At 72.5% G+C, this 21,236-nt stretch carries 21 protein-coding genes and 1 other RNA gene; 13 read left to right on the forward strand and 9 right to left on the reverse strand.

The window, feature by feature from the left end; translation table 11 throughout:
- Nucleotides 1-140 precede the first annotated feature (140 nt).
- From NE235_RS08940 to NE235_RS08965, 6 genes are all read left to right on the forward strand, one after another.
- A complete protein-coding gene (locus tag NE235_RS08940; protein ID WP_252800597.1) occupies nt 141-455 on the forward strand; it encodes a hypothetical protein in 315 nt (104 codons plus the stop codon).
- A gap of 55 nt (nt 456-510) precedes the next feature.
- The gene (locus NE235_RS08945) at nt 511-687 is read left to right on the forward strand and encodes a hypothetical protein (protein ID WP_252800604.1); all 177 of its coding nucleotides are present in this window, start codon (nt 511-513) and stop codon (nt 685-687) included.
- 208 nt (nt 688-895) lie between these two features.
- Nucleotides 896-1,561, forward strand: coding sequence for a lytic polysaccharide monooxygenase auxiliary activity family 9 protein (locus NE235_RS08950; protein WP_252800606.1), 666 nt, complete (start codon nt 896-898; stop codon nt 1,559-1,561).
- Between the two features lie 167 nt (nt 1,562-1,728).
- Nucleotides 1,729-2,547, forward strand: a complete 819-nt coding sequence (locus NE235_RS08955) for a metallophosphoesterase family protein (RefSeq protein WP_252800900.1) — start codon at nt 1,729-1,731, stop codon at nt 2,545-2,547.
- Nucleotides 2,544-3,209: a 4'-phosphopantetheinyl transferase family protein gene (locus NE235_RS08960; protein WP_252800608.1), complete on the forward strand. Its 666-nt coding sequence runs from the start codon at nt 2,544-2,546 to the stop codon at nt 3,207-3,209. Before NE235_RS08955 ends, NE235_RS08960 begins: the two co-directional genes overlap by 4 nt.
- A gap of 157 nt (nt 3,210-3,366) precedes the next feature.
- Nucleotides 3,367-4,095, forward strand: a complete 729-nt coding sequence (locus tag NE235_RS08965; protein WP_252800610.1) for a GNAT family N-acetyltransferase — start codon at nt 3,367-3,369, stop codon at nt 4,093-4,095.
- Between the two features lie 447 nt (nt 4,096-4,542).
- On the opposite strand, the gene NE235_RS08970 is transcribed toward NE235_RS08965, so the two are convergent.
- On the reverse strand, nt 4,543-4,935 hold the full coding sequence (locus NE235_RS08970; RefSeq protein ID WP_252800612.1) for a VOC family protein: 393 nt from the start codon (nt 4,933-4,935) through the stop codon (nt 4,543-4,545).
- 163 nt (nt 4,936-5,098) lie between these two features.
- Between NE235_RS08970 and NE235_RS08975 the strand changes: the two genes are divergently transcribed.
- Complete coding sequence (locus NE235_RS08975) at nt 5,099-5,587, forward strand: AAA family ATPase (RefSeq protein ID WP_252800614.1); 489 nt, start codon at nt 5,099-5,101, stop codon at nt 5,585-5,587.
- Nucleotides 5,588-5,667: 80 nt separating this feature from the next.
- On the opposite strand, the gene rnpB is transcribed toward NE235_RS08975, so the two are convergent.
- The 4 genes from rnpB to NE235_RS08995 form a co-directional block, all read right to left on the reverse strand.
- Nucleotides 5,668-6,051, reverse strand: an RNA gene (gene rnpB / locus NE235_RS08980) — RNase P RNA component class A.
- Between the two features lie 17 nt (nt 6,052-6,068).
- Nucleotides 6,069-7,199 (reverse strand): bifunctional RNase H/acid phosphatase, encoded by a 1,131-nt coding sequence (locus NE235_RS08985; RefSeq protein ID WP_406567553.1) that lies wholly within the window; start codon nt 7,197-7,199, stop codon nt 6,069-6,071.
- Nucleotides 7,196-7,939 (reverse strand): zinc ribbon domain-containing protein, encoded by a 744-nt coding sequence (locus NE235_RS08990; RefSeq protein WP_252800616.1) that lies wholly within the window; start codon nt 7,937-7,939, stop codon nt 7,196-7,198. Before NE235_RS08990 ends, NE235_RS08985 begins: the two co-directional genes overlap by 4 nt.
- A complete protein-coding gene (locus NE235_RS08995) occupies nt 7,936-8,760 on the reverse strand; it encodes a Nif3-like dinuclear metal center hexameric protein (protein ID WP_252800911.1) in 825 nt (274 codons plus the stop codon). The genes NE235_RS08990 and NE235_RS08995 overlap by 4 nt, the downstream gene beginning before the upstream one ends.
- Before the next feature lie 111 nt (nt 8,761-8,871).
- Here NE235_RS08995 and NE235_RS09000 point away from each other — a divergent pair, with 111 nt between their 5' ends.
- Together NE235_RS09000 and NE235_RS09005 are read left to right on the forward strand one after the other, a co-directional pair.
- Nucleotides 8,872-9,222, forward strand: coding sequence for a DUF6191 domain-containing protein (locus NE235_RS09000; protein WP_252800626.1), 351 nt, complete (start codon nt 8,872-8,874; stop codon nt 9,220-9,222).
- 102 nt (nt 9,223-9,324) lie between these two features.
- Nucleotides 9,325-9,618, forward strand: coding sequence for a hypothetical protein (locus NE235_RS09005; RefSeq protein WP_308206047.1), 294 nt, complete (start codon nt 9,325-9,327; stop codon nt 9,616-9,618).
- A 93-nt stretch (nt 9,619-9,711) separates the two neighbouring features.
- On the opposite strand, the gene NE235_RS38105 is transcribed toward NE235_RS09005, so the two are convergent.
- Nucleotides 9,712-12,579 carry a helix-turn-helix transcriptional regulator gene (locus NE235_RS38105; RefSeq protein WP_308206048.1) on the reverse strand — a complete coding sequence of 956 codons (2,868 nt, stop codon included), beginning with the start codon at nt 12,577-12,579 and terminating at the stop codon, nt 9,712-9,714.
- A gap of 126 nt (nt 12,580-12,705) precedes the next feature.
- Between NE235_RS38105 and NE235_RS09020 the strand changes: the two genes are divergently transcribed.
- Both NE235_RS09020 and NE235_RS09025 read left to right on the forward strand, forming a co-directional pair.
- Nucleotides 12,706-13,473 (forward strand): class I SAM-dependent methyltransferase, encoded by a 768-nt coding sequence (locus NE235_RS09020; protein WP_252800630.1) that lies wholly within the window; start codon nt 12,706-12,708, stop codon nt 13,471-13,473.
- A 121-nt stretch (nt 13,474-13,594) separates the two neighbouring features.
- On the forward strand, nt 13,595-15,340 hold the full coding sequence (locus tag NE235_RS09025; protein ID WP_252800632.1) for a serine/threonine protein kinase: 1,746 nt from the start codon (nt 13,595-13,597) through the stop codon (nt 15,338-15,340).
- A 22-nt stretch (nt 15,341-15,362) separates the two neighbouring features.
- Here the strand turns inward: NE235_RS09025 and NE235_RS09030 are convergent, their stop codons facing one another.
- Nucleotides 15,363-16,250, reverse strand: a complete 888-nt coding sequence (locus NE235_RS09030; protein WP_252800634.1) for an NAD(P)-dependent oxidoreductase — start codon at nt 16,248-16,250, stop codon at nt 15,363-15,365.
- Nucleotides 16,251-16,286: 36 nt separating this feature from the next.
- On the opposite strand from NE235_RS09030, the gene NE235_RS09035 reads away from it, so the two are divergent.
- Both NE235_RS09035 and NE235_RS09040 read left to right on the forward strand, forming a co-directional pair.
- Nucleotides 16,287-16,637 (forward strand): winged helix-turn-helix transcriptional regulator, encoded by a 351-nt coding sequence (locus NE235_RS09035; protein ID WP_252800636.1) that lies wholly within the window; start codon nt 16,287-16,289, stop codon nt 16,635-16,637.
- 290 nt (nt 16,638-16,927) lie between these two features.
- A complete protein-coding gene (locus NE235_RS09040) occupies nt 16,928-18,505 on the forward strand; it encodes an alkaline phosphatase D family protein (RefSeq protein ID WP_252800638.1) in 1,578 nt (525 codons plus the stop codon).
- A 20-nt stretch (nt 18,506-18,525) separates the two neighbouring features.
- On the opposite strand, the gene NE235_RS09045 is transcribed toward NE235_RS09040, so the two are convergent.
- Both NE235_RS09045 and NE235_RS09050 read right to left on the reverse strand, forming a co-directional pair.
- On the reverse strand, nt 18,526-19,899 hold the full coding sequence (locus NE235_RS09045) for an FG-GAP repeat protein (RefSeq protein ID WP_252800640.1): 1,374 nt from the start codon (nt 19,897-19,899) through the stop codon (nt 18,526-18,528).
- Nucleotides 19,900-19,991: 92 nt separating this feature from the next.
- On the reverse strand, nt 19,992-21,197 hold the full coding sequence (locus NE235_RS09050) for a L,D-transpeptidase (RefSeq protein WP_252800642.1): 1,206 nt from the start codon (nt 21,195-21,197) through the stop codon (nt 19,992-19,994).
- Nucleotides 21,198-21,236 lie beyond the last annotated feature (39 nt).

Below are 21,236 nucleotides of genomic sequence, written 5' to 3' on the forward strand. Positions count from 1 at the left end.
CGCGGCACCGCGCCGGACGCATGCCGACCCGGAACGCCCTGAGTGTGTGCCACACTCGGGCACACTTCTCGCCCGCGGTCGGCCGGGCGCCTTAACGTCACGGCAGGCGGCCGTTCATCCCGCGCGATGAGGAGACGTACATGGGCGAGGAGACCGTCACCGGGTTAGTCGTCCGGCACCTGCGAGAGCTGCGAGGCGCGCTCGACCAGGCCGGTTTCGAGACCACTCTCGATCACCCCCACGGCGCGACGCCGTACCTCCGGGCGACCAACCGGCACGCGCCTGTCATGTCGGAGACGATCCGGTGCGAGCACCACATCGTCGACGGCGACGCGTACTGGTTCTTCTACTCCTGGGGCCAGCCCATCTGCCCGGCGGCCGACAAGGTCTTAGCGGCCCGCGAGATCAGCCGTGTCATCGGGAACCGGGCCGCTCGCCTCCGGACGGACCCATGAGCGAGTGGATCACGAGCACCGCGCCCTTGGTCCCTCCCCCGACGAAGGAGGGCGCATGAGCTATGACCAGGAGCTCTCGGAGTTCCGGCAGATCCTCGACGAGATGCCCGTGGTCGGCCATATCCGCCGGGACGCCGAGCTCGCCGAGCTGCACCGGCTGATCGGACGATACCCCGCCGAGGCGCGGGAGATCTGCGCGAAGTTCGACGGCGCGTTCGACAAGCCCGCGTGAGCGAGCGCCGGCCGCTCGCGCGTACGGACCGGGCCGCGGTGGCGGTGACCACGCCCCCGCCATCGCGGCCTGACCCAGCTCCGGGCCCTCCGGCCGGGCCCCGTGAAAGTTTCATTGGTAAGGCTCGGTAAATCGACCTGTCAGGTTAAGATCATCGCAAGGTGCGCTCCCACCGTCCGTTCTGTCCCCGCGAGACGGAGAAACGCGCATGCACCACCAAGGTCACCTCTCCCGCCGGGCGCTCCGTGCCCTGACCCTGCTGTCGGCCGCCGTGCTCTTCCTGATCCCCTGGGCCGACGCCGCCTTCGCCCACGGCTCGGTCGTCGACCCCGCCTCCCGCAACTACGGCTGCTGGCAGCGCTGGGGAAGCGACTTCCAGAACCCCGCCATGCAGCAGCAGGACCCGATGTGCTGGCAGGCGTGGCAGGACAACCCGAACGCCATGTGGAACTGGAACGGCCTCTACCGCAACGGCCTCGGCGGCAACTTCCAGGCAGGCCTGCCGGACGGGCAGCTCTGCAGCGGCGGCCTCACCGAGAGCGGGCGGTACCGCTCCATGGACGTCCCCGGCGCGTGGAAGACGACCGACGTCCACAGCACCTTCTCGGTCCACCTGATGGACCAGGCCAGGCATGGCGCCGACTACCTCCTCGTCTACGTCACCCGCCAGGGGTACAACGCCCTCACCCAGCCGCTGCGCTGGAGCGACCTGGAACTGATCCGCAAGACCGGCAAGTACGCGCCGGGCAGCGACTACGTCGTCGACAACCTCAGCGCTCCCGGCCGTACGGGCCGTCACGTCGTCTTCACGATCTGGCAGGCCTCGCACATGGACCAGGCGTTCTTCTTCTGCAGCGACGTCAACTTCAGCTGATCCTCGCCTCCCGGCCGCGGGTCACCGCCTCCGGCTCCGACCCGCGGCCGGTCCCCTCCCGTCCAGTCTCCGGCGGGGCGCCCGGAAAATGAGCGATCGCAGGGGTCCGCTCCGGCAAGATCCGCCGTAGCATCACGAATGTGATCCGCACGCCTGGAGACGACGCGATGCTCCTCGCCCTCAGCGACCTTCACGTCTCCTACACGGAGAACCGGAAGCTCGTCGAGTTACTGCGCCCGGGTTCCGATGACGACTGGCTGCTCATCGCCGGCGACGTCGGCGAGTCGATCGACGACATCGTCTGGGCGCTCGACACCCTGCGACGACGCTTCGCGAAGGTCGTATGGGCGCCCGGCAACCATGAGCTGTGGACACGCCGGGACGACGCCTCCGCGCTGCGCGGCGAGGCCAAGTACTCGCGGATCGTCGAACTGTGCCAGGCCATGGGCGTCCTCACGCCGGAGGACCCGTACCCGGTCTGGCGGGGCCCCGGCGGCCCGGCCGTCATCGCGCCGCTCTTCCTCCTGTACGACTACACGTTCCGCCCCGACGGCGTCACCACCCAGGAGGCCGCGCTCGCGCAGGCGTACAAAGAGGGCGTCGTCTGCACCGACGAGTTCCTCCTGCACCCGGACCCGTACCCCACCCGCGAGGCGTGGTGCCGGGCCCGGCTCGCGGCGACCGAGCAGCGCCTGGCGGCGCTGGACCCCGAGCTGCCGACCGTCCTGGTGAACCACTATCCCCTCGTCCGGGAACCGACCCGAATCCTGCGCTACCCGGTGTTCGCCCAGTGGTGCGGCACCGAGCACACCGCCGACTGGCACCTGCGCTTCCGGGCGGCCGTGGCCGTCTACGGCCACCTGCACATCCCGCGGACCACCTATCACGACGGCGTGCGCTTCGAGGAGGTCTCGGTGGGTTACCCCCGCGAATGGCAGAAACGCCCGGCGCCACCCGCCCTGCGGCAGATCCTCCCGACGCCGTGATCGAGGAGTTGCTGCCGCCGGAGGCGGTGGGTGAGGAGGCGTACGAGGACGCGCCCGCGACGACGCTGTTCCCCGAAGAGGAGGCACTACTCGTCCGCGCCGTCGACAAACGCCGCAGGGAGTTCACCACCGTACGGGCGTGCGCGCGGGCGGCCTTCGCCCGGCTCGGCGTCCCCGCCGCACCCCTCCTTCCCGGCGAACGCGGCGCCCCCACCTGGCCCGAAGGGCTCGTGGGCAGCATGACCCACTGCGACGGCTACCGGGCGTCCGCGATCGGCCGGTCCCGCGACCTCCTGACCATCGGCATCGACGCCGAGCCGAACGGCCCGCTCCCCGACGGCGTCCTCGAACACGTCTCCCGTCCCGAGGAGCGCGTCTGGCTGGCCGACCTGCGCACCGCCGAACCCGGCGTGCACTGGGACCGGCTGCTGTTCAGCGCGAAGGAATCGGTCTACAAGGCATGGTTCCCTCTGACCCGGTGCTGGCTCGACTTCGAGGAGGCGAGCATCACCGTGAACCCGGAGGCCGGAACCTTCACCGCCGCGCTCACCGTCCCTCCCCCGCAGGTCGACGGCCGGCCGCTGACGGGCTTCACCGGCCGCTGGCTCGCCCGCAAGGGCCTGGTCCTCACCGCCATCTCCGTCCCCCGCTCCCCCTCCTGACCCGTGGCCCGGTGCCGCCTCTGCCGCCGTCGTTGACTGGTCGCCGCCGCTGTGGCCTATCGAATGACCGAACAGCCGGATTCGTCGCGCCGATGGCGGCGGCAAAGTGAGGTGCGACCGGTACCGCCGGGCGGCCGGGCCGTTCGATCATCGAGGCATGACGCCGAATCTTCTGGAGCGGGCGGGTGAGCTGTGGGCGAGCCTGGCCGGGGTGCCGGTCGCCTTCCCTCCGTGTGGGGACGTCAGGGTCGTCGCCTCGCCCGAGTCGCGGATGTGCCCCCCGCGCTGGGCGGGCATCGTCGCATTGGGGGGAGGCGTCCTCGCCACCGTGCCGGCACCCGGCCTGATCGAGCCGGTGCGGTCCGCACTGCTCGGCCTCGGTCAGGAAGCCGACCTCGAGCCGGCCCGGCTCCGGTCGGCGCTGCCCGTCATGGAGGCTCTCGGCCCGGCGACGTTGGCGTACCTCGACGGCTCCGACTTCACCGCGGTTCACAGGGACGCCGGGATCGACGTCCTCCCGCCGGGCCACCAAGACGTCCGCAGGTTCCTGGCCTCCGCCGTCGCACACGACTCGGAGGAGAGCGGACTGGCCGATGTCACCTCGGCCACCTTCGTCATCCGGCGGGGCCGCGAGGTGATCGCCGCCTCGGGGTACCGGCCCTGGGCGGGGATCGCGGCGCAGCTGTCGGTCCTGACCGCCCCCGAGCACCGCGGCCACGGCCTGGCGCGGATCGTCGCCTCGAAGGCGGTGGCCGACGCGTCCGCGAGGGGCCTGTTGCCGCAGTGGAGGGCACGCTTCGAACCGTCACTGCGGGTCGCGCGGGCCCTGGGTTTCCGCGTCGTGGGCGCCCAGCTCAGCATCCGGCTCACCACCGAAGCCGTGTGACTCACCGCTCGCGCCGTAACACCCTGAGAGACGAGCACGCGGGTACCCTACTCGCGGACGGCCTCCGCTCGCCGCAGCCGGTTCTCGCCGCTGACTGCGTGCCGCCCCTGCTGACTGCTTGCCGTCGCCGTTGACTGGTTGCCGTCGCCGTTGACTGGTTGCCGCCGCTCTGGCCCATCAGATGGCCGAACAGTCGGATTCGTCGCGTCAATGGCGACGGCAAAGTGAGGCGCGGCCGGTACCGTCGGGCGACCTGCGGCCTGTTTCCTGGAGCGGGCGCGTGAGAGGGGGCGCGATCCGGCTCGGCTCCCGCCGGCGCTGCCCGTCATGGAGGCCCTCGGCCCGGCGCCCGCCGGAGGGGGCAGGCCATCGTCGTCATCGGTTCGGTGTTCGGACACCCGGACAACCCGCGGTGCGTCGAGCGTCGTCCGTTTCCGTTGGCGATCTTCAGGCCGGGCCGAGCAGGTCCCAGCGGTTGCCCGCGATGTCGAGGAACACGGCGACCCGGCCGTAGGGCTCCGAGCGGGGTGCGGTCACGAACTCGACCCCGGCCACGACCATGCGATCGTAGGCGGCGGCGAAGTCATCGACGCGGAGGAAGAAGCCCACGCGGCCGGCGACCTGGTTCCCGACGGCCGCGGCCTGCCGCTCACCGTCCGCGCGAGCGAGAAGGATGCCCGTCTCGGCTCCCGGCGGGCGTACGACGACCCACCGTTTCGGACGGCCGTCGTTCGTCCGCGACGGCGAGTCCTCGACCAGCTCGAAGCCCAGCACGCCGACGAAGAACTCGATCGCCGGGTCGTACTCCTCCACGACCAGCGTCACAAGGTCGACTCGCATGACCGGCAGTGTCTCAGCGCGCGTGCCGTCGGCGCTCGGCGAGGTGGCCGGTGATGGCGGTCGCGGGCCTCGACGAGGCAGGAACGTCAGGCACCAGTGAGCCGGACGGCATCCGTCCAGTGCGGGACCGGCACGTTGCTCGATGCGGCACTAGAGTGGCGCGATGAGCGATGCGCGGCTGTACCTGGTGTGCGGGCTGCCCGGAGCCGGGAAGACGACCCGCGCGCGGCAGATCGTCGAGGCCGAGAAGGCGGTGCACCTGAGCCCGGATGAATGGATCGTCGGGCTCGGCATCAGCCTCGTGGACTACGAGTTCCGGTTCAAGCTCCAGGACTGCATGCTCAAGCACGCGGGCGACATCCTGCGCTGCGGCGCGAGCACCGTCGTCGAGTTCGGCTCCTGGTCCCGCGAGGAGCGCGAGAACATCCGGCGGGTCGCGGTGCGCGAGGGAGCCGCGACGGAGTTGCACTTCGTCGACGCTCCCCTTGACGAGCTCGTGCGGCGCGTTCGGGCGAGGGGCGGGCCGGATGCCGAGGCGCTCGCCTCTCAGGTGCTGCTCGGCACCTCCGACCGGTTCGAGCGGCCGGACCCGGAGGAGATCGCGCTGTTCGATCACTACGTCGGGCCCGACGACCCGTGGCCGCCTCGCTAGTGCCGTCGGAACAGAGGCGGAACCGAGGCGGAACAGCACTCCGAGGTGAGAGGCGTGCGCCCAGGTCAGCGGGTGGATGACGGACGAGTCGGCCTGTAGGCCGGGTTCTGTGCCTCCGCTCGCGCGGAGCGACGGTCATCCATCTAGGGCCGCCGTTGCCGGCGGCCTCGAGCGGTCTACCCGCAGACTCGGACGGGCCGTCCTCGAACGCCTGCGCGGGCCCGCGGGGCGGGCCCTTCTTGACCTTGCTCCGGGTGGGGTTTGCCGAGCCGCCCCAGTCACCTGGGGCGCTGGTGGTCTCTTACACCACCGTTTCACCCTTACCTCCGCACGCGGAGGCGGTCTGCTTTCTGTGGCACTTTCCCGCGGGTCGCCCCGGGTCGGCGTTACCGACCACCCTGCCCGGTGGAGCCCGGACCTTCCTCGTCGGAGGGGAACTCCGACGCGACCGTCCGGCCGACTCGTCCGTCGTTCACCGACTTTACCAAAAACCCGCTTCGGCGCCCTCACGCAGATGGTGAGTGTCGTTGAGGGAGCGTACGACGGCGGGGCCGTCGGCGTACCAGTCGACGACCGACAGCGATCCGACGTCCAGGTGCATTCGGTACAGGGCGGAGGGTGGGGCGTCCAGCGCCAGGCGCAGGAGCGTCTTGATCGGTGTGACGTGCGACACGACGAGGATCTTTTGCTTCCGGAACCGGACGAGCAGTTTGTCGCGGGCGGTCTGGACGCGCTTGAGGGTGGCCGCGAAGCTCTCGCCGTAAGGCGGCGCGACGGAGGGGTCGGCGAGCCAGGCGTCCAGCTCGGCGGGCCAGCGTTCGCGCACCTCGGCGAAGGTGTAGCCCTCCCAGTCGCCGAAGTCGGTCTCGCGCAGGTCGTCCTCGACGCGGACCGGGACGTCGAGGACCTGGGCGACCTCCTGGGCGGTCTGCCGCGTGCGCTTGAGCGGCGAGGTGACGATCGCCTCGACGCCGCGGCCGGCGAGCGCCTCCCCCGCGGCGCGGGCCTGGGCCAGGCCGGTGTCGGTCAGGGGGATGTCGCCGACGCCGGCGAACCGCCGCTCCCCGGAGTACGGCGTCTCGCCGTGCCGGAGCAGCAGCGTCCTCGTCGGATCCGTGGTCGGTGGCCCCCACCCGGTGGTGGCGGTGGCGGTGGGCGGGTCCGGCTCGTCCTCCGCGGCGGCGGGCGGCGCCCAGATACGGCCCTCGGCGGCGGCGTCCATGGCCTCGTTGGCGAGCCGGTCGGCGTGCTTGTTGCGCTCCCGGGGGATCCACGTGTAGCGGACCGAGCGGAACCGCGAGGCCAGCCGCTGCGCTTGGAGGGCGAGCGGCTTCATGTCCGGATGCTTGATCTTCCAGCGGCCGGACATCTGCTCGACGACGAGCTTGGAGTCCATCCGGACCTCGAGGTCGGCGTCCGGGGTGAGCTCGGCCGCGGCCTCCAGGCCCGCGATGAGGCCGCGGTACTCGGCGACGTTGTTGGTGACCACGCCGAGGGACTCGGCCCGCTCGGCGAGGACCTGGCCCGTGAGGGCGTCGCGGACGACGGAGCCGTACCCGGCCGGGCCGGGGTTGCCGCGCGACCCGCCGTCGGCCTCGACGATCAGCTTCACAGGCCGGATTCCGGGGTGCGGACGAGGATCCGGCGGCACTCCTCGCAGCGGATGACGTCGTCCTCGGCGGCCGCGCGGATGGCGTTCAGCTCGACCGTGTTGAGCTGCAGGTGGCAGCCCTGGCACTGGCCGCGCAGCAGGGGCGCGGCGGCGACGCCCCGCTGCTGCTCGCGCAGCTTCTCGTACAGCTTGAGCAGGTCACCGGGGATGTCGCCGGCGACCCCGGCCCGCGCGGTGCGGACCAGCTCGGCCTCGCCGTCGATCTCGCGGTAGGCGGCGTCGCGGCGCTCGGTCAGCTCGGTCAGCTCCTTGTCGGCCGCCTCCTTGTCGGCCTCGACGGTCCGCAGGCGGTTCTCGGCCTCCTCGCGGCGTTCCATCACCTCGAGCACGATGTCCTCGAGGTCGGCCTGCCGCTTCTGCAGGGACACGATCTCGGACTGGAGGTTCTCCAGGTCACGGGCCGAGGACACCTGGCCGGAGTCGAGACGCTTCTGGTCCCGGTCCGCGCGGGCGCGTACCTGCTCGACGTCCTGCTCGGCCTTCTTCTGTTCCCGGTCGATGTCGCTGATCTCGGTCTGCGCGGCGACGAGCGCGTCGCCGACCCCGCCGAGGCGCTCCTCGACCTTCGTGATCTCGGCGAGCTCCGGCAGGGTGCGCCTGCGGTGGGCCAGCCGGTCCAGCCGGGTGTCCAGCTCCTGCAGGTCGAGGAGGCGCATCTGGGCTTCAGGTGCTGCTTTCACGTACTTCCTTCATGGGATCGAAAGGTCCACGCGTCGGTCACGACGGCGGAGATCCGGGTCTCCACGCCAGTCTGGCGCACCAGGGCCGCTGCGTCGCCGAGCCACGGCCATTCCGTCGCCCAGTGCGCGGCGTCGACGAGTGCGGTACTCCCATTCTCCCGGAACTCCGACGCCGGATGGTGGCGGAGGTCGGCGGTGAGGTAGACGTCCGCGCCCACGGCGCGGGCGGCGTCGAGCAGGGAGTCACCGGCCCCGCCGCAGACCGCGACCGTACGGACCGGCGCCTCCGGGTCGCCGGCGACGCGCAGACCGGCGGCGGTGGCGGGCAGGCCCTTGGCCGCGGCGTCCGCGAACTCCCGCAGCGTGACGGGTACGGGCAGTTCGCCGACGCGGCCGAGGCCCCGGCGCGGGTCGGCGGCGGACGGGCTCAGCGGCCGCAGGGGCCCGGAGAGCCCGACGGCGCGGGCGAGTGCGTCGGAGACCCCGGGATCGGCGACGTCGGCGTTGGTGTGCGCGGTGTACAGGGCGGTGCCGGCGGTGATCAACCGGTGCACGGCGCGGCCCTTCGCGGTGGTGGCCGGCACCCCGTGCACGGGCCGCAGCAGGAGCGGGTGATGGGTGACGATCAGGTCGGCGCGCCAGTCCAGGGCCTCGTCGACGACGTCCCGCACCGGGTCCACGGCGAACAGGACACGGCGGACGACGGCCTCCGGATCACCGCAGACCAGGCCGACGGCGTCCCAGGACTCCGCCCAGGCGGGATCGTAGTGATCTTCCAGGATCGTGGTGATGTCGGCCAGTGTGGTGGGCACCCTCCGCAGGGTACCGCCCGAGATCGCCGTGACCGCGCATTCAAGATTCCCGAAATCGCGCATAACATCTGCGGGGCGCCGGTGCGGAATCATGGCACTCGGCCGATCGTTGGAGGTTGCGTGAAATCACCGTTTCGACGGCGCCCTAGGCGTCCGCGTAAGCGCCCCGCCGCCGCTCCCGAGCCGGAGGTCATCGACTGGCCGAAGGACGGCAACGGCGGGGGCGGCGGGCTGATGTCGGCGATCCGGGGCGATTCGTCGTCCGGCGCCGGGTTCGGGCCTGGAATGTTCGCGGACCTGCAGGCCGCGTTCGGTGGTGCGGGTAAGCAGATCCAGCTCGAGGAGCAGGAGAAGGAGAAGACGCGCCGCCATGAGTTGCACACGAACAGTGCCGGCGGACGCGACAACCTCGACTCCGGCACGATCAGGATCACGAAGCGCCGCGATCCGGACGATGATGAGAAGAAGTAGGCCGGAGCGGTAGTTTCCCCTGACGACGTGACCGCGTACGTGCCGCCCGGCTGGCCTTCGGGAGTGCATCCGCCGGGTACCGAGAGATTCGAGGACACGGCGGTGGCTTGGCTCTTCGACCTGGTGCCGACCGAATACCGCCGGTACGGCGTGCTACGACGCTACCCGACCGTCCTGTCGCGGATGGCCCGTCTCCACGTCGCCGCCGACCTGGAGGCCGCGCGGGAGGGGTTCCGCACCGCCCGGGCCGAGCTGGCGGACACGGTCCCCGCCCATGGCCTCGAGGCGGTGCTGGAGATCTACCGCCGGGAGGGCACTCGTCTGGCGGCCGTCGCCCGGGCCGTCGAACTCGTCGACACCGGCCTGCGCGGCGGCTCGTTCACCCCCAGCCTCTGACCGCCGGCTCCCCGGCTCCGGCCGCCCGCTCCCGAGCGCCGGCCTTCCATCTCCGGGCTCCGGCCGCCCGTTCTCAGCCCCAGGCCGGCCGGGTCAGCGGGAGGCTCGGAAGAGGTGGGCGGCGGCGCCCCGGTTCGGCACCCCGAGCTTGTGCAGGATGCGGGAGACGTGGACGCCGACGGTCCGTTCACTGATGAACAGCGTCTCCGCGATCTGCCGGTTGGTCCGCCCGCTGCTCAGTAGCGCGAGCACCTCGGCCTCCCGGGCGGTGAGCCCGGGCACCGGCTCCTCCACCGGTGCGGGCTCCTCAGCCGGGACGAGGCCGAGCCGCGCCCGCCGGGCCAGGCTCTCGATCTCCGGCCGCAGCGCGTCGGCGCCGAGGGCGTCGGCGGTGGCCCACGCGGCGCGCAGCGCCTCGACCGCGCCCTCGCGCGGACCGCGGGCGGCGAGGATCGCCTCGGCCTCGCGGGTCCGGCAGTACGCCGCCCGGTAGGTCTCGCCGAGTTCCTCCCAGGCCGCGGCCGAGGAGCGCCAGAGGGCCGGATCCGGCTCCGCCATCTGGGTCGCCTCCGCCTCGGCCTGGAGACCGTACGCCTCCGACTCCGCCATCTCGGGCATCGCATCGAGCATCGCGCGGCACTCCTCCAGGAGCGGTGCCGCGTCGCCGCGCAGCCCCACCTCCGCCCGGATTCCCGCGGCGCACAGCTCCGGCCCGATCCGGATGAACTCGCTGCCACGGATGACGTCGAGGCCCGCTCGTACGTGGCCGCGCGCGGCCGCCAGGTCGTGCTCGAGGATCGCCAGGCGGGCCCGGCAGGCATGGTAGGAGCTGGCCAGGTCGAGGTCGTCGGTCCGGTCGACGACCTCGGCGAGGCTGGTGAGGTGACGTCGGGCGCCGTCGGAGTCGCCCCGCCGCAGGTGCAGCTCGGCCATGGCGAGCGTCACGCCCCAGCGCTGCCACGGCGGCGCCTCGATGTCCAGGACCTCGTCGACGAGCCGGTCCGCGTCGGACCAGCGTCCCAGCCGGATCAGCGCGGAGAGCGTGTTGCCGGCGGCGCACATGCAGGTCGTCCGGCCGTAGCCGAGACGCCGGCAGATGCCCACGCCCTCCATGCCGAGTTCGGCGGCCTTGGCCCAGTCGCCCGCCCACAGCAGCGCCTCGGTGTAGTTGACGTACGCGCGCCCGAGTTCCCAGGCGTCGTCGCGTTCCTTGGCGCTGCGCAGGGCCTCGGCGAGTTCGGCGAGGCCGGCGTTCATCTCGCCGAGCATGGCGAGGCTGACGCCCATGGTGTTGCGGGCGTGCCCCTCGATGTCGTGAGCGCCGACGGTGACGGCCGCCTCGACGGCCTCCCGGCAGGCCGCGACGGACTCACGGAAATGGCATTGGATCATCAGCGCGTGCCCTTGCAGCCCGCGGACGCGGGCGCGTTCGCGGGCGGACACCTCGGCGGGCAGCAGCGCGATCGCCTCGTCGTACGCCGCGCAGGCGGCGGCGAGGTCCCCGGCCACCCAGCGGATCCGGCCGACCATGGTCCACAGGCTCGCCGCGCGCGTCGGCTCGGCCGCCTCGTCGACCTCGCTCATCGCCTCTTCGGCGAGCCGTGCGGCCCGGTCCACCTCGCCCGCCGCGGTCGCGGCCTCGGCGGCGCGGCCCAGCAGTTCGGCGTGCGGCATTCCGGTGCGGGACTCGGGGTCGGGCACCTCCGGCCACAGGCGGAGAGCCCGCTCGTAGTGCGCCAGCGCGACGGCCCAGGCGTAACTGGCCTGTGCGGCCGCGGCCGCGGCCACGAAGCCGCTGAGCGCCCGGTCCGCGTCTCCGGCGGCGTGCCAGTGGCGGGCGAGTTCCGCGGACGGCCCGCGTTTCTCCAGCGCCGCCGCGACGGCGACGTGCAGCCGGCTGCGTTCGCCCGGCAGCAGTTCGGTGTACAGGGCGTCGCGCAGGAGCGCGTGACGTACGTCGTATCCGTCGTCCGTGACGACGAGGAGCCGGTGGGCGACCGCCTCGTGCAGCGCGTCGTTCAGCGCCTCGGGCGACAGCCCGGTCACCTCCGCGATCAGCTCCTCGTCGCCGACCCGGCCGATCGTGGCGACGGCGCGCAGGACCCGCCGGGTCTCGGGGGCGAGACGTTCGACGCGGGTCAGCAGCACCTCGCGGAGGCTGGCGGGCACCTCCTTCGTGGTGGGCCCGGCCGCGACCAGTTCCTCGACGAAGAAGGGGTTCCCCTCCGTCCGGGCGAACAGCGTGCCGACCTGACGGTCGGCGGGGCGGATGCCGAGGATGCCGGCCACCTGGGCGGCCACCTCCTCGCGGGAGAGGCCGGACAGCTCGATGCGCTCGGCCCGTCCCGAGCGTTCCAGCTCCAGGACGGTGCCGTGCAGCGGATGGCCGCGCACCACTTCGTCGCTGCGGTACGTACCGACGACGAGCAGACCGGCTCGGCGCAGGTTCGCGCCGAGCAGCGCCAGCAGGTCGGCGGAGGCCGGGTCGATCCAGTGCAGGTCCTCGAGGATCAGGACGGCGGGGCGCAGCGCGGCCATCCGCTGGAACAGCCCGAGGGCGAGTTCGTACAGCCGGCCGCGTTCGGCGCCGTCCCGCCGGGCCGGCGGCCGTCCGCACAGCTCGGGGAGGAGGGCGCCGAGTTCGCGCGGCGCCTCGCCGAGGACGTGTCCCAGTTCCTCGGCGGTGAGCTCGTCGGCCAGCGGCCGGAGCGCGGCGACGAACGGCGCGTACGGCGCGGCGCCCTCGGCCAGGTCGAGGCAGCCCCCCGTGAACACCAGGGCGTCACGCCGCCGTGCGTGCTCGGTGAAGGTGGTGACCAGCCGAGACTTGCCGATCCCGGCGTCGCCCGAGACGAAGAGCAGGACGGACGAACCACCCTGCGCCTGGGTCAGGGCGGCGTCGAGTCGGTCGAGTTCAGCGGCACGGCCGATGAGCGTGGGACACGAAACCCGCCTTGTCACATGGCGAGTATGTAGTAAATAACCCCTACATGTAGTTGAAAAGTAAGCAATTATGCTGATGCATCCCGATGGGCCGCGTCATGATCATGGGGCCATCGGCCGGCAGTCGACACGGAGGACGCGACGATGGGGACCGTACAGGTCCGTCAGCACCGCGGCACCCCCTGCACGCGCGTGCGTGAGGAGCAGGTCCGCCCCCTCTACGCCGCGGCCATCGCGGCGCTGGAGCCGCAGCCCGGCACCCGCCTGCTGCACGTCGGCTGCGGAACCGGAACGGCCCTGGCCCTCGCCGCCTTCACCGGCGCCGACCTCGCCGGCCTGGATCCCTCCCCCGACCTGCTGGCGTACGCGCGGGACCGGCTGCCGGACGCGGACCTGCGCGCCGCCGAGACCACCGAGCTGCCCTACGACCGTGGCTGCTTCGACCAGGTGATGGCGTTCGATGCCGTCCAGTACGCGGCGGCGCCCGCGGCGGCCGTCGCGGAGCTGGCCCGTGTCACCCGGCCGGGCGGCGTCGTCGCCATCGGCCTGTGGCACAACTGGTCCGGCCGCGAGGCGAGCGCCTTCCTCAGCGCCGTACGGGGCCGGGTGCCCACGCCGCCCACGGACGGCCCGCCCGTGCACGATCTGTTCCGGCTGCGCGAGGTCATGGTGGAGGCGGGACTCGACGTCTTCGCCAGCGCGGAGGTCACCCATCGGCACGACTTCGCCTCCCTCGACCACGCGTGGGAGTCCATGACGACCTCACCCAATGTCGCCCGCGCGATCGACGTCATGGGCGTGGAGGCCGCGCACGAGATCTTCGTCGCCAACTTCGCGACCATGCAGCGCGCCGACGGCTCCATCCAGCAGGAGCACCTCTACCAGTACGCCCTCGGCCGCGCCACGAGCTGAACCGCGGCGCCGCCCGTGTGGTCGGACGCGGGGCCGGCCCATCGAGCGTGTCGGCCGGGGCCACCGGCGCTATGGTTACCTCTCGCGTGACCGACGGTAAGAGCGGGAGGAGGACGGCCAGATGCCCGAGGGTCATCCGCTGCGACCGGGCGATCCCACGCGGCTCGGGACGTACCACCTCGTAGGACGCCTCGGCGAGGGCACGCAGGGAGTCGTCTACCTCGGCCGCGACGACGCCGGGACACACGTGGCGATCAAACTCCTGCACGCCCGCATGGCGGCCCATCCGCACGCGCGCGACCGGTTCGTCCGGGAGCTGGACGCCGCCAAGAAGGTCGCGCGGTTCTGCACCGCGCAGGTCCTCGCCGCCGACCTCGCCGGCGACCGGCCGTACATCGTCAGCGAGTACGTCGAGGGCCGGTCGCTGCGATCGCAGATCCTCACCGACGGCCCCCGGTCCGGCGGCGCCCTGGAACGGCTGGCGATCAGCACGCTGACCGCCCTCGCCGCGATCCACAAGGCCGGGATCGTGCACCGGGACTTCAACCCGCAGAACGTCCTGCTCGGCGAGGACGGTCCCCGGGTCATCGACTTCGGCATCGCCCGTGCCCTCGGGACCACCCGCCGGAACGAGAGCAACACCCTCGGTACGCCCGCGTACATGGCCCCCGAACAGATCACGGGCGGCGAGCTCGGCCCGCCGGTCGACATGTTCGCCTGGGGCGGCACGATCCTGTTCGCCGCGACCGGCCGCCCGCCGTTCGGCAACGACTCGGTGTCCACGGTGATGGACCGGATCGTGCGCACCGACCCGGACCTCGGCCCGCTGCCGGAGCCGCTGCGCTCCGTCGTCGCCGCCTGCCTGGCCAAGGACCCGGCGCGCCGGCCCACCGCCCAGGACGCCCAGGCCGCGCTGCTCGGGCAGGAGCCCGTCGGCGCGCTTGCGATCCCGACCGCGTACGAGCCCCCGAACCCGGACCCGCCGGCGCACGAACCCCCGGGATCGGGCCCGTGGGCGTTCGGGCCGTCGGCGCCGAACCCCGGGGGCGGCCGGTCCGGCGGGACCTCCGCTCCGCACGCCGGGACCGCCGGGGCCCAGTGGACGGCCGGGCCCTTCGGAACCGCATCCGCATCCGCGGGAGCCTCCGGGATCGGTGGAATCCACGGGACCGGCGCCGGACCCGGGGCCGCGGGGACGGACGGGGGGCTCCGCGGCGGCGCGGAGCCCGTGTCCCGGCGCCCGACGGCGCGCTGGGCGGTCGGCGCGGGCGCCGCGACGGCCCTGGTGGCGCTCGTCCTCACGCTCTTGCTGTGGCCCGACGGCGACGGCGCGACCGGATCGCAGAAGGCGGCGGCCGTCGCCGCGACGCCGTCGCCGCGGTCGTCGTCCCCGGCGCCGGGCACGTCCCCGGACGACACTCTGCGCCGGGGCGGGACGCCGGCACCGACCCCGACCCCCGGCAGGAGCAAGAAGAAGGGCTCAGCCGGGGCGAAGGCGGGCTGCCGCGACTACGCCCGCGCGTACGGGCTGCCCGGCACCGGAACGGTGATCTTCAAGGGCACGATCTGCCGGAGGGTCTACTCCGGAACGTTCGTCCTTGCCGACACGAAACCGAAGGACGGCTTCGAGGTCTGCGCCCAGCTGCGCGGTCACCTGACGGGGTCGCCGGGCGGTTTCATCAGCACCGCGCTGATCTCCTCCAGGACCCACGGTGTGCAGTCGGTCGACAACGGGCCGACCGTGCGGTTCGGCGCCAAGACCAAACGGACCGAGGACTGGGTCCAGGTGAACGCCGGTCGCTGCCGCCGCTCGGGCAAGACCCTCACCTCGTCCTGGCAGACCCACGAGCGGCTCGCCACCGGCTGATCTTGCCGCGGCCGGGCGGCGCTCAGCGCGCGTTCAGCAGCTCGGTGATCCTCATGAACCCGTCCGCGCCGTGCCCCTGCTCGATCACGCGGCGCGCCAGATCCTGGACCACGCGCATCACACCGGCGTCGATGCCATGGGCTTCGGAGGCGTGCACGATGTGGGCGATGGACGACGCCGCCGACGTGATCGGGTTGATCTCGCCGGAGAACGTCTTGTCGTCCACGTCCTGGGCGAACCGCTCGAAGATCGATGGGAGGAAGGCGCTGATCCCCGCGGCGAACGGCGCCAGCTGGCGCGCGCCGATCCCTTCGGCCCGCGCCACCGCCAGCGCGTGCGCGTAGCCCGCCATCGTGGTCCAGAAGATGTCGAGCAACGCGAGGTCGTACGCGGCGGCCCGGCCGATCTCCGCGCCGAGGTAGGTGTGGGTGCCGCCCAGGCTCTCCAGCACCGGCTCGTGCCGCCGGTAGAGCTCCTCCGGACCGCTGTGGATGAACGCCGCGCCCGGCGTCCCGATCGTGGTGGCCGGGGTCATGATCGCGCCGTCCAGGTAGCCGATGCCGTGCTCGGCCGCCCACGCGGCGGTGTCCCGGGCCCGGTCGGGCGTGTCCGCGGTCAGGTTCACGACCGCGCGCCCCTTCAGCGCGTCGGCGACCGCGTCCCGCCGCAGGACGGCGTCCACCGCGCCGTAGTCGACCACGCAGATCAGGGTCAGCCCGCTCGCGGCGACCGCAGCCTCGGGTGATGGGGCGCCGGCCGCGCCGCGCTCGGTCAGTTCCCGGTCCTTGCCGGCCGTCCGGTTCCACACCGTCGTGGGCAGGCCGGCGTCGAGGAGCGCGCCCGCCAGCGCGCGGCCCATCGGCCCGAGGCCGAGCACGGTGACGGCAGAATCCGTGGTGTTGGAAATCATGATTCGACTCCTGAGTCGTCGATGGAGGGGATGACGATGACGCGCAGCCGTGCACGGGACACCAATGTCTGCGGAGTGACCGCCGCGATCGCGGTGATCGACGGCAAATGGAAGACGATCCTGCTCTGGATACTGGAATCGCGTCCTCACCGTCCCGGTGAACTGCGCCGGCGGCTACCCGGCCTCACCGAGAAGGTGCTGACTCAGACGCTCCGGGAGATGGAGGCCGATGGTCTCGTCCACCGGGAGGTGCACGACGGGCGGCCGTTGAAGACCGTGTACTCCCTGACCGAGTTCGGCCGTGATCTGTCCGAAGCGCTGACGCCGCTGTCCGACTGGGGCCACCGGCGTCTGGAGAAGCTCGCCGAATCCCAGCCGGTCCGCTGATACATCGCCGTCCCTCCGCGTCATTTCTCGCGGCCGTTTCCCCGGACAGGACGATTCCTGTCCGGGGTCATGCCGTGGAACATCCAGGACCAAGCTTCGGGTAACCCAATTCCGCCGACAAGTACCCACAAAAAGGTGGGTATCCGGAAGCGCCGTGGTGCGGCGAGAGAGCCGGTTCCTCTCACACGGCGCTCGGGCGGGCGACGGGGTCACACTGCGTCCACCGAATGTTGACCGGCCGGTCAGCGGCACGTCTCACCGCCCTCAGCGACGCGATCTGAACTGAGGGCGTGGATCTGACACGCCGGAGCCTCCTGATCGGCGCGGCCGGGCTCCCGCTGGCCTCGCGGACGACGGGCGACCCCTTCACGCTGGGTGTCGCATCGGGTGATCCCACGGCCGACGGCATCGTCCTGTGGACCCGCCTGGCGCCCCGGCCGCTCGCCGACGGCGGCCTCGGGGGCATGCCGGACCGTGACGTCGACGTCGAGTGGCAGCTCGCCGAGGACGAGCGGTTCACCCGCGTCGTACGGTCCGGCACCGCCACCGCGCGGCCGTCGTGGGCGCACAGCGTGCACGTCGAGCCCGCGGGGCTGCGGCCGGGCCGGGAGTACTTCTACCGGTTCCGCACCGGCGGCCACCTCTCGCCGACGGGCCGGACGCGAACCGCCCCCGCCCCGGGCACGGCACCGGACCTGGCGTTCGGCGTGGTGTCGTGCTCCAACTACGAACACGGCTATTTCACCGCCTACCGGCGCCTCGCCGACCAGCAGCCGGACCTCGTCCTGCACCTCGGCGACTACATCTACGAGTACGGGCCCGGCGGCTACGAGAACTCGACCGGGACGATCGTCCGCTCCCATACCGAGCACCGGTGCCAGACGCTCGCGCAGTTCCGGCTCCGGCACGCGCAGTACAAGACCGACCCGGACCTGCGCGCGCTGCACGCCCTCGCCCCGTGGATCGCCGTCAATGACGACCACGAGGTCGAGAACGACTGGGCCGGCGCCCACCCGGGCACGTCCGGGCGGCCGCACTTCACTCAGCGCAAGATCGCGGGTTACCGCGCCTACTACGAGCACATGCCGCTACGCCGCTCCGCGCTGCCCCGTGGATCCGGCATTCGGCTCCACCGGCGGCTGGCCTGGGGAGACCTGGCGACGTTCCACGTCCTGGACACCCGGCAGTTCCGTGACGAACAGCCGTGCGACGACGGTCTGCGCGCCGGCTGCGCCGCCCGCCTGGCCCCCGGCCGGACGCTGGTCGGGTCCGCCCAGCGGGCCTGGCTCGCCGCCGGGCTGCGCGCCTCCCGGACCCGCTGGAACATGCTGGCCCAGCAGATCTTCATGGCCCAGCACGACTACCACCTCGGGCCGGGCAAGGAGGTGGTGGTCGACACCTGGGACGGGTACACCGCCGACCGGGACCGGGTCCTGGGCGACATCGCCGCCTCGGGCGCCCGGAATCCCGTGGTCCTGACCGGCGACATCCACTGTCACTACGCGAGCGACCTGCTCGCCGACTTCGACGACCTGGACTCGCGGCGGATCGGCGTCGAGCTGGTGACCACTTCGGTGACGAGCGACGGCGACGGCTACGACACACCGGCGGCCCTCGCGGCCGAACTCGCCGAGAACCCGCACATCGCCTACGCCGACCAGCGCCGTGGCTTCATCGCCGCCCGGCTGACGCCCACGGAACTGCGGGCCGACTTCCACACGCTCCCGTACGTGACGAAGCGGCACGCGCCCAGCACCGTCGCGGCGAGCTTCACCGTCGCCGACGGCACCCACCGCCTCTCCCGGTCCGCCGTGCCGGGCCGGCGTGCTCCCCAGGCCGCGGCGGCCGGGGCGCCTCGCCGTTCCTGAGCAGGCCGCTCCCGGGAGGCTCAGGAGACGGCGTAGCCCAGAAGGTCGCCCGCCGTGCCCGCCTGCACGGCGGTCGTCCGGGAATCCCGTACCAGGAACGCGGTGCCGCCGAAGTTGCCAGCGCCCGGCGCGCCGATCAGCAGGTCCCGGCCCCGGATCGCCACGGACCACCCGAACTGGGCGGTGCGCCCGGCCGGGGAGGCGATCAGGGCACCGCGGCCCAGGCCCCGCCGGCGGCGGCCGTCGAGGATCTGTACGACGCCCCCGCCCGGAGCGCCCACCGCGAGGTCGGCCGTACCGTCGCCGGTCAGGTCGCCGGCCGCCAGCGCGGATCCCAGCCGGTCCGCGGGGCCGGGCCGGCGCAGCCCCCACACCTCCTCGTCTCCGGAGCCGTACAGGGCGTACACCGCGCCCCGCGCGTAGTTGTCCGGCAGCGCGGTGTCGTCCTCGCCCGGCACCCCGATGGCGAGGTCGTCGGTGCCGTCGTGATCGAAGTCGCCGGCGGCCAGTGCCGCGCCGAACTCGTCGTAGCGTTCCGGAACACCCCGTACTCCGGGTCCGCCCTCGGTGATCGACCGGGACCGGTGCGCGACCGGGTCGATGACGGTCACCGCGCCGGACGCCTCGACGCCGTCACCGGGCGCGCCGACGGCGATCTGCGTCCGCCGGCCGCGGCCGAACGCACCGAACGCGCCGACCGCCAGAGCCGTGCCGAAGCCATCGGTCGGTCCGGCCGGCTGCCGTACCCAGGAGGTGCGCTGAGTGATCAGGCGGGCGGTACGGAGACCGCGGGTGAACAGGCCGACCCCGCCGCCGCCCGCGAGGCCGGGGACGCCGACCACGAGATCGTCCCGGCCGTCACGGTCCAGGTCCGCCGCCGCGAGGGCCGTGCCGAAGCGATCGCTCGCGGGCGTACGGCCGAGACTCCGCACGGTCAGGGTCATCCGCGGGCTCAGCCCGCCGGGTGAGCCGAAGTACACCGCCACGCTCCCCGTGCCATCGGCCCCGGGGCGCGTGCGTCCCTGATCGGAGGCGGCCACGGCCAGGTCATCGCAGTGGTCGCCGTCGAAGTCGCCGATGGCGAGCGTGCCGCCGAAGCCCGCCCCGGCCTGCGCGGGACTCGGCCGGAGCCAGGCGGTGCGCCCTCCGTAGCGGACGGCGACCGCTCCGGCTCGGCGGCGGCGGCCGCTCGTCGCGTACGGCGCGCCGACGGCCAGGTCACGGACGTCGTCTCCGTCGAAGTCCGGGGCGGCGCCGGCGTGGCAGCGCCGGGCCGGTTCGAGGACCGGGGCGGCGACCCGGGCGCCTGGACGCCGGGCGGGTGCCGGCACCGTTGCCGCGGCACAGGTGGGGAGCAGGACGACGGCGATCAGGCTCAGGCGGGCGATGCTCACCTACGCACGGTGCCCGGAAGGCGGAACCACCGCCTTCCGGGCGGATGACCATTCGCTGACTTCTGTCGGACGGTCCGTTGTCAGCGGTGTCGTCAGCGGTGCAGGGCGCTGCCCTTGAGCCACTTGCGCCACGGCATCTGGTAGAACGACCAGCCGTTGTCCGGTTCGACCTGGCGATCCGTCCCCGTGGCGATCACCGGGTCGCCGGGCTGGGAGTGCTTGTAGTACCAGATCGCGTCACTGGCGGGCTGGCGGATGCAGCCGTGGCTGCAGTTGCGATTGCCGAGGCAGTCCTCCTCGCCCGGCGTCTGGTGGAGGTACTCCCCGGCGTTGGAGACGCGGACGGCGTAGTGGATCAGTTCGTGGTAGTAGCCGGCGTCACCGGGCCCGCGTCCCGGGGAGGTCATCCAGACGTCCTCGTCCTTCTCCATGTTGAGATGGATCCCGCTGGTCGTGGTGTACTCGCGGGACTCCCCGTTGCCTGCGCTGATCGGGATGGTCCGCACCGGTTCGCCGTCCCAGTCGACGCGCATGTGGTGGCCCGCGATGTTCAGGTGGGAGATCTGTGCCTTCCCGATCCGGTACGTCCGCGTGAAGTCCTTGGTGCCGAAGGTGCCGTCCCCGAACGGAACGCCGGTGAGGTGGGCCACGAGTCGTATCGTCTGGTGGGCGGGCCAGAAGAACTTGGGCCGGTAGACGACCTGTTTCCCCTCGTCGAACCAGTGCCACGCGCCCTCGATCGGCTTGTCGGCGATCACCTGGAGCGCCTTCTCGACCGCCGCCCGATCCTTGATCGTCTTGTCGAAGTTCAGGATGATCGGGAGCCCGACACCGTAGGTCTCCTTGCGCCGCTCCTCCAGGATGGGGTCCTGGGACATCGTCACCGTGCTGGGCGTCCCCCCGGTGCGGAAGCCGCTCACCGCGGTGGTCGTTCGCCCGTCGGCGTTCCGTGCGACGGCGCGGACGCTGATCTGCGCCGCCGGTTCGAGCCCCCACCGGGATCGCCACTCCGTACGGTCCCTGCTGTAGTCACCGGGGACCCTCCGTCCGCCGCTCTCGAGGACGACGGCGGCCAGCCGGCCGCTCGTGGCGCGGACGATGACGGGCTGGTCGGGCCGCACGGCCGAGGTGCCGTTGCCCGGTGCGATCATCACGTGCGCCGCCGAGGCGGCGGCCTTGACCTTCTCGGCGCTCTCCCCGGCGGCCCGGTTGCCGCCACCGCAACCCGCGGTCATGACCAGGGCGGTCCCCGTGACCGCGCTGAGCGCCCAATGCGTTCGAATGGAATCGACGTGCATGTGCAGCCCTTTCAACGGCCCAGCCGACGGCAAAGATTG

This window comes from Actinoallomurus spadix, from assembly GCF_024055725.1.
Lineage (GTDB): Bacteria > Actinomycetota > Actinomycetes > Streptosporangiales > Streptosporangiaceae > Actinoallomurus > Actinoallomurus spadix.

Coding starts and splice junctions, on each gene's coding strand:
- NE235_RS08940 (WP_252800597.1), top strand. CDS start 141: ATGGGCGAGGAGACCGTCACCGGGTTAGTCGTCCGGCACCTGCGAGAG.
- NE235_RS08945 (WP_252800604.1), top strand. CDS start 511: ATGAGCTATGACCAGGAGCTCTCGGAGTTCCGGCAGATCCTCGACGAG.
- NE235_RS08950 (WP_252800606.1), top strand. CDS start 896: ATGCACCACCAAGGTCACCTCTCCCGCCGGGCGCTCCGTGCCCTGACC.
- NE235_RS08955 (WP_252800900.1), top strand. CDS start 1,729: ATGCTCCTCGCCCTCAGCGACCTTCACGTCTCCTACACGGAGAACCGG.
- NE235_RS08965 (WP_252800610.1), top strand. CDS start 3,367: ATGACGCCGAATCTTCTGGAGCGGGCGGGTGAGCTGTGGGCGAGCCTG.
- NE235_RS08970 (WP_252800612.1), bottom strand. CDS start 4,935: ATGCGAGTCGACCTTGTGACGCTGGTCGTGGAGGAGTACGACCCGGCG.
- NE235_RS08975 (WP_252800614.1), top strand. CDS start 5,099: ATGAGCGATGCGCGGCTGTACCTGGTGTGCGGGCTGCCCGGAGCCGGG.
- NE235_RS09020 (WP_252800630.1), top strand. CDS start 12,706: ATGGGGACCGTACAGGTCCGTCAGCACCGCGGCACCCCCTGCACGCGC.
- NE235_RS09025 (WP_252800632.1), top strand. CDS start 13,595: ATGCCCGAGGGTCATCCGCTGCGACCGGGCGATCCCACGCGGCTCGGG.
- NE235_RS09030 (WP_252800634.1), bottom strand. CDS start 16,250: ATGATTTCCAACACCACGGATTCTGCCGTCACCGTGCTCGGCCTCGGG.
- NE235_RS09035 (WP_252800636.1), top strand. CDS start 16,287: ATGACGCGCAGCCGTGCACGGGACACCAATGTCTGCGGAGTGACCGCC.
- NE235_RS09050 (WP_252800642.1), bottom strand. CDS start 21,197: ATGCACGTCGATTCCATTCGAACGCATTGGGCGCTCAGCGCGGTCACG.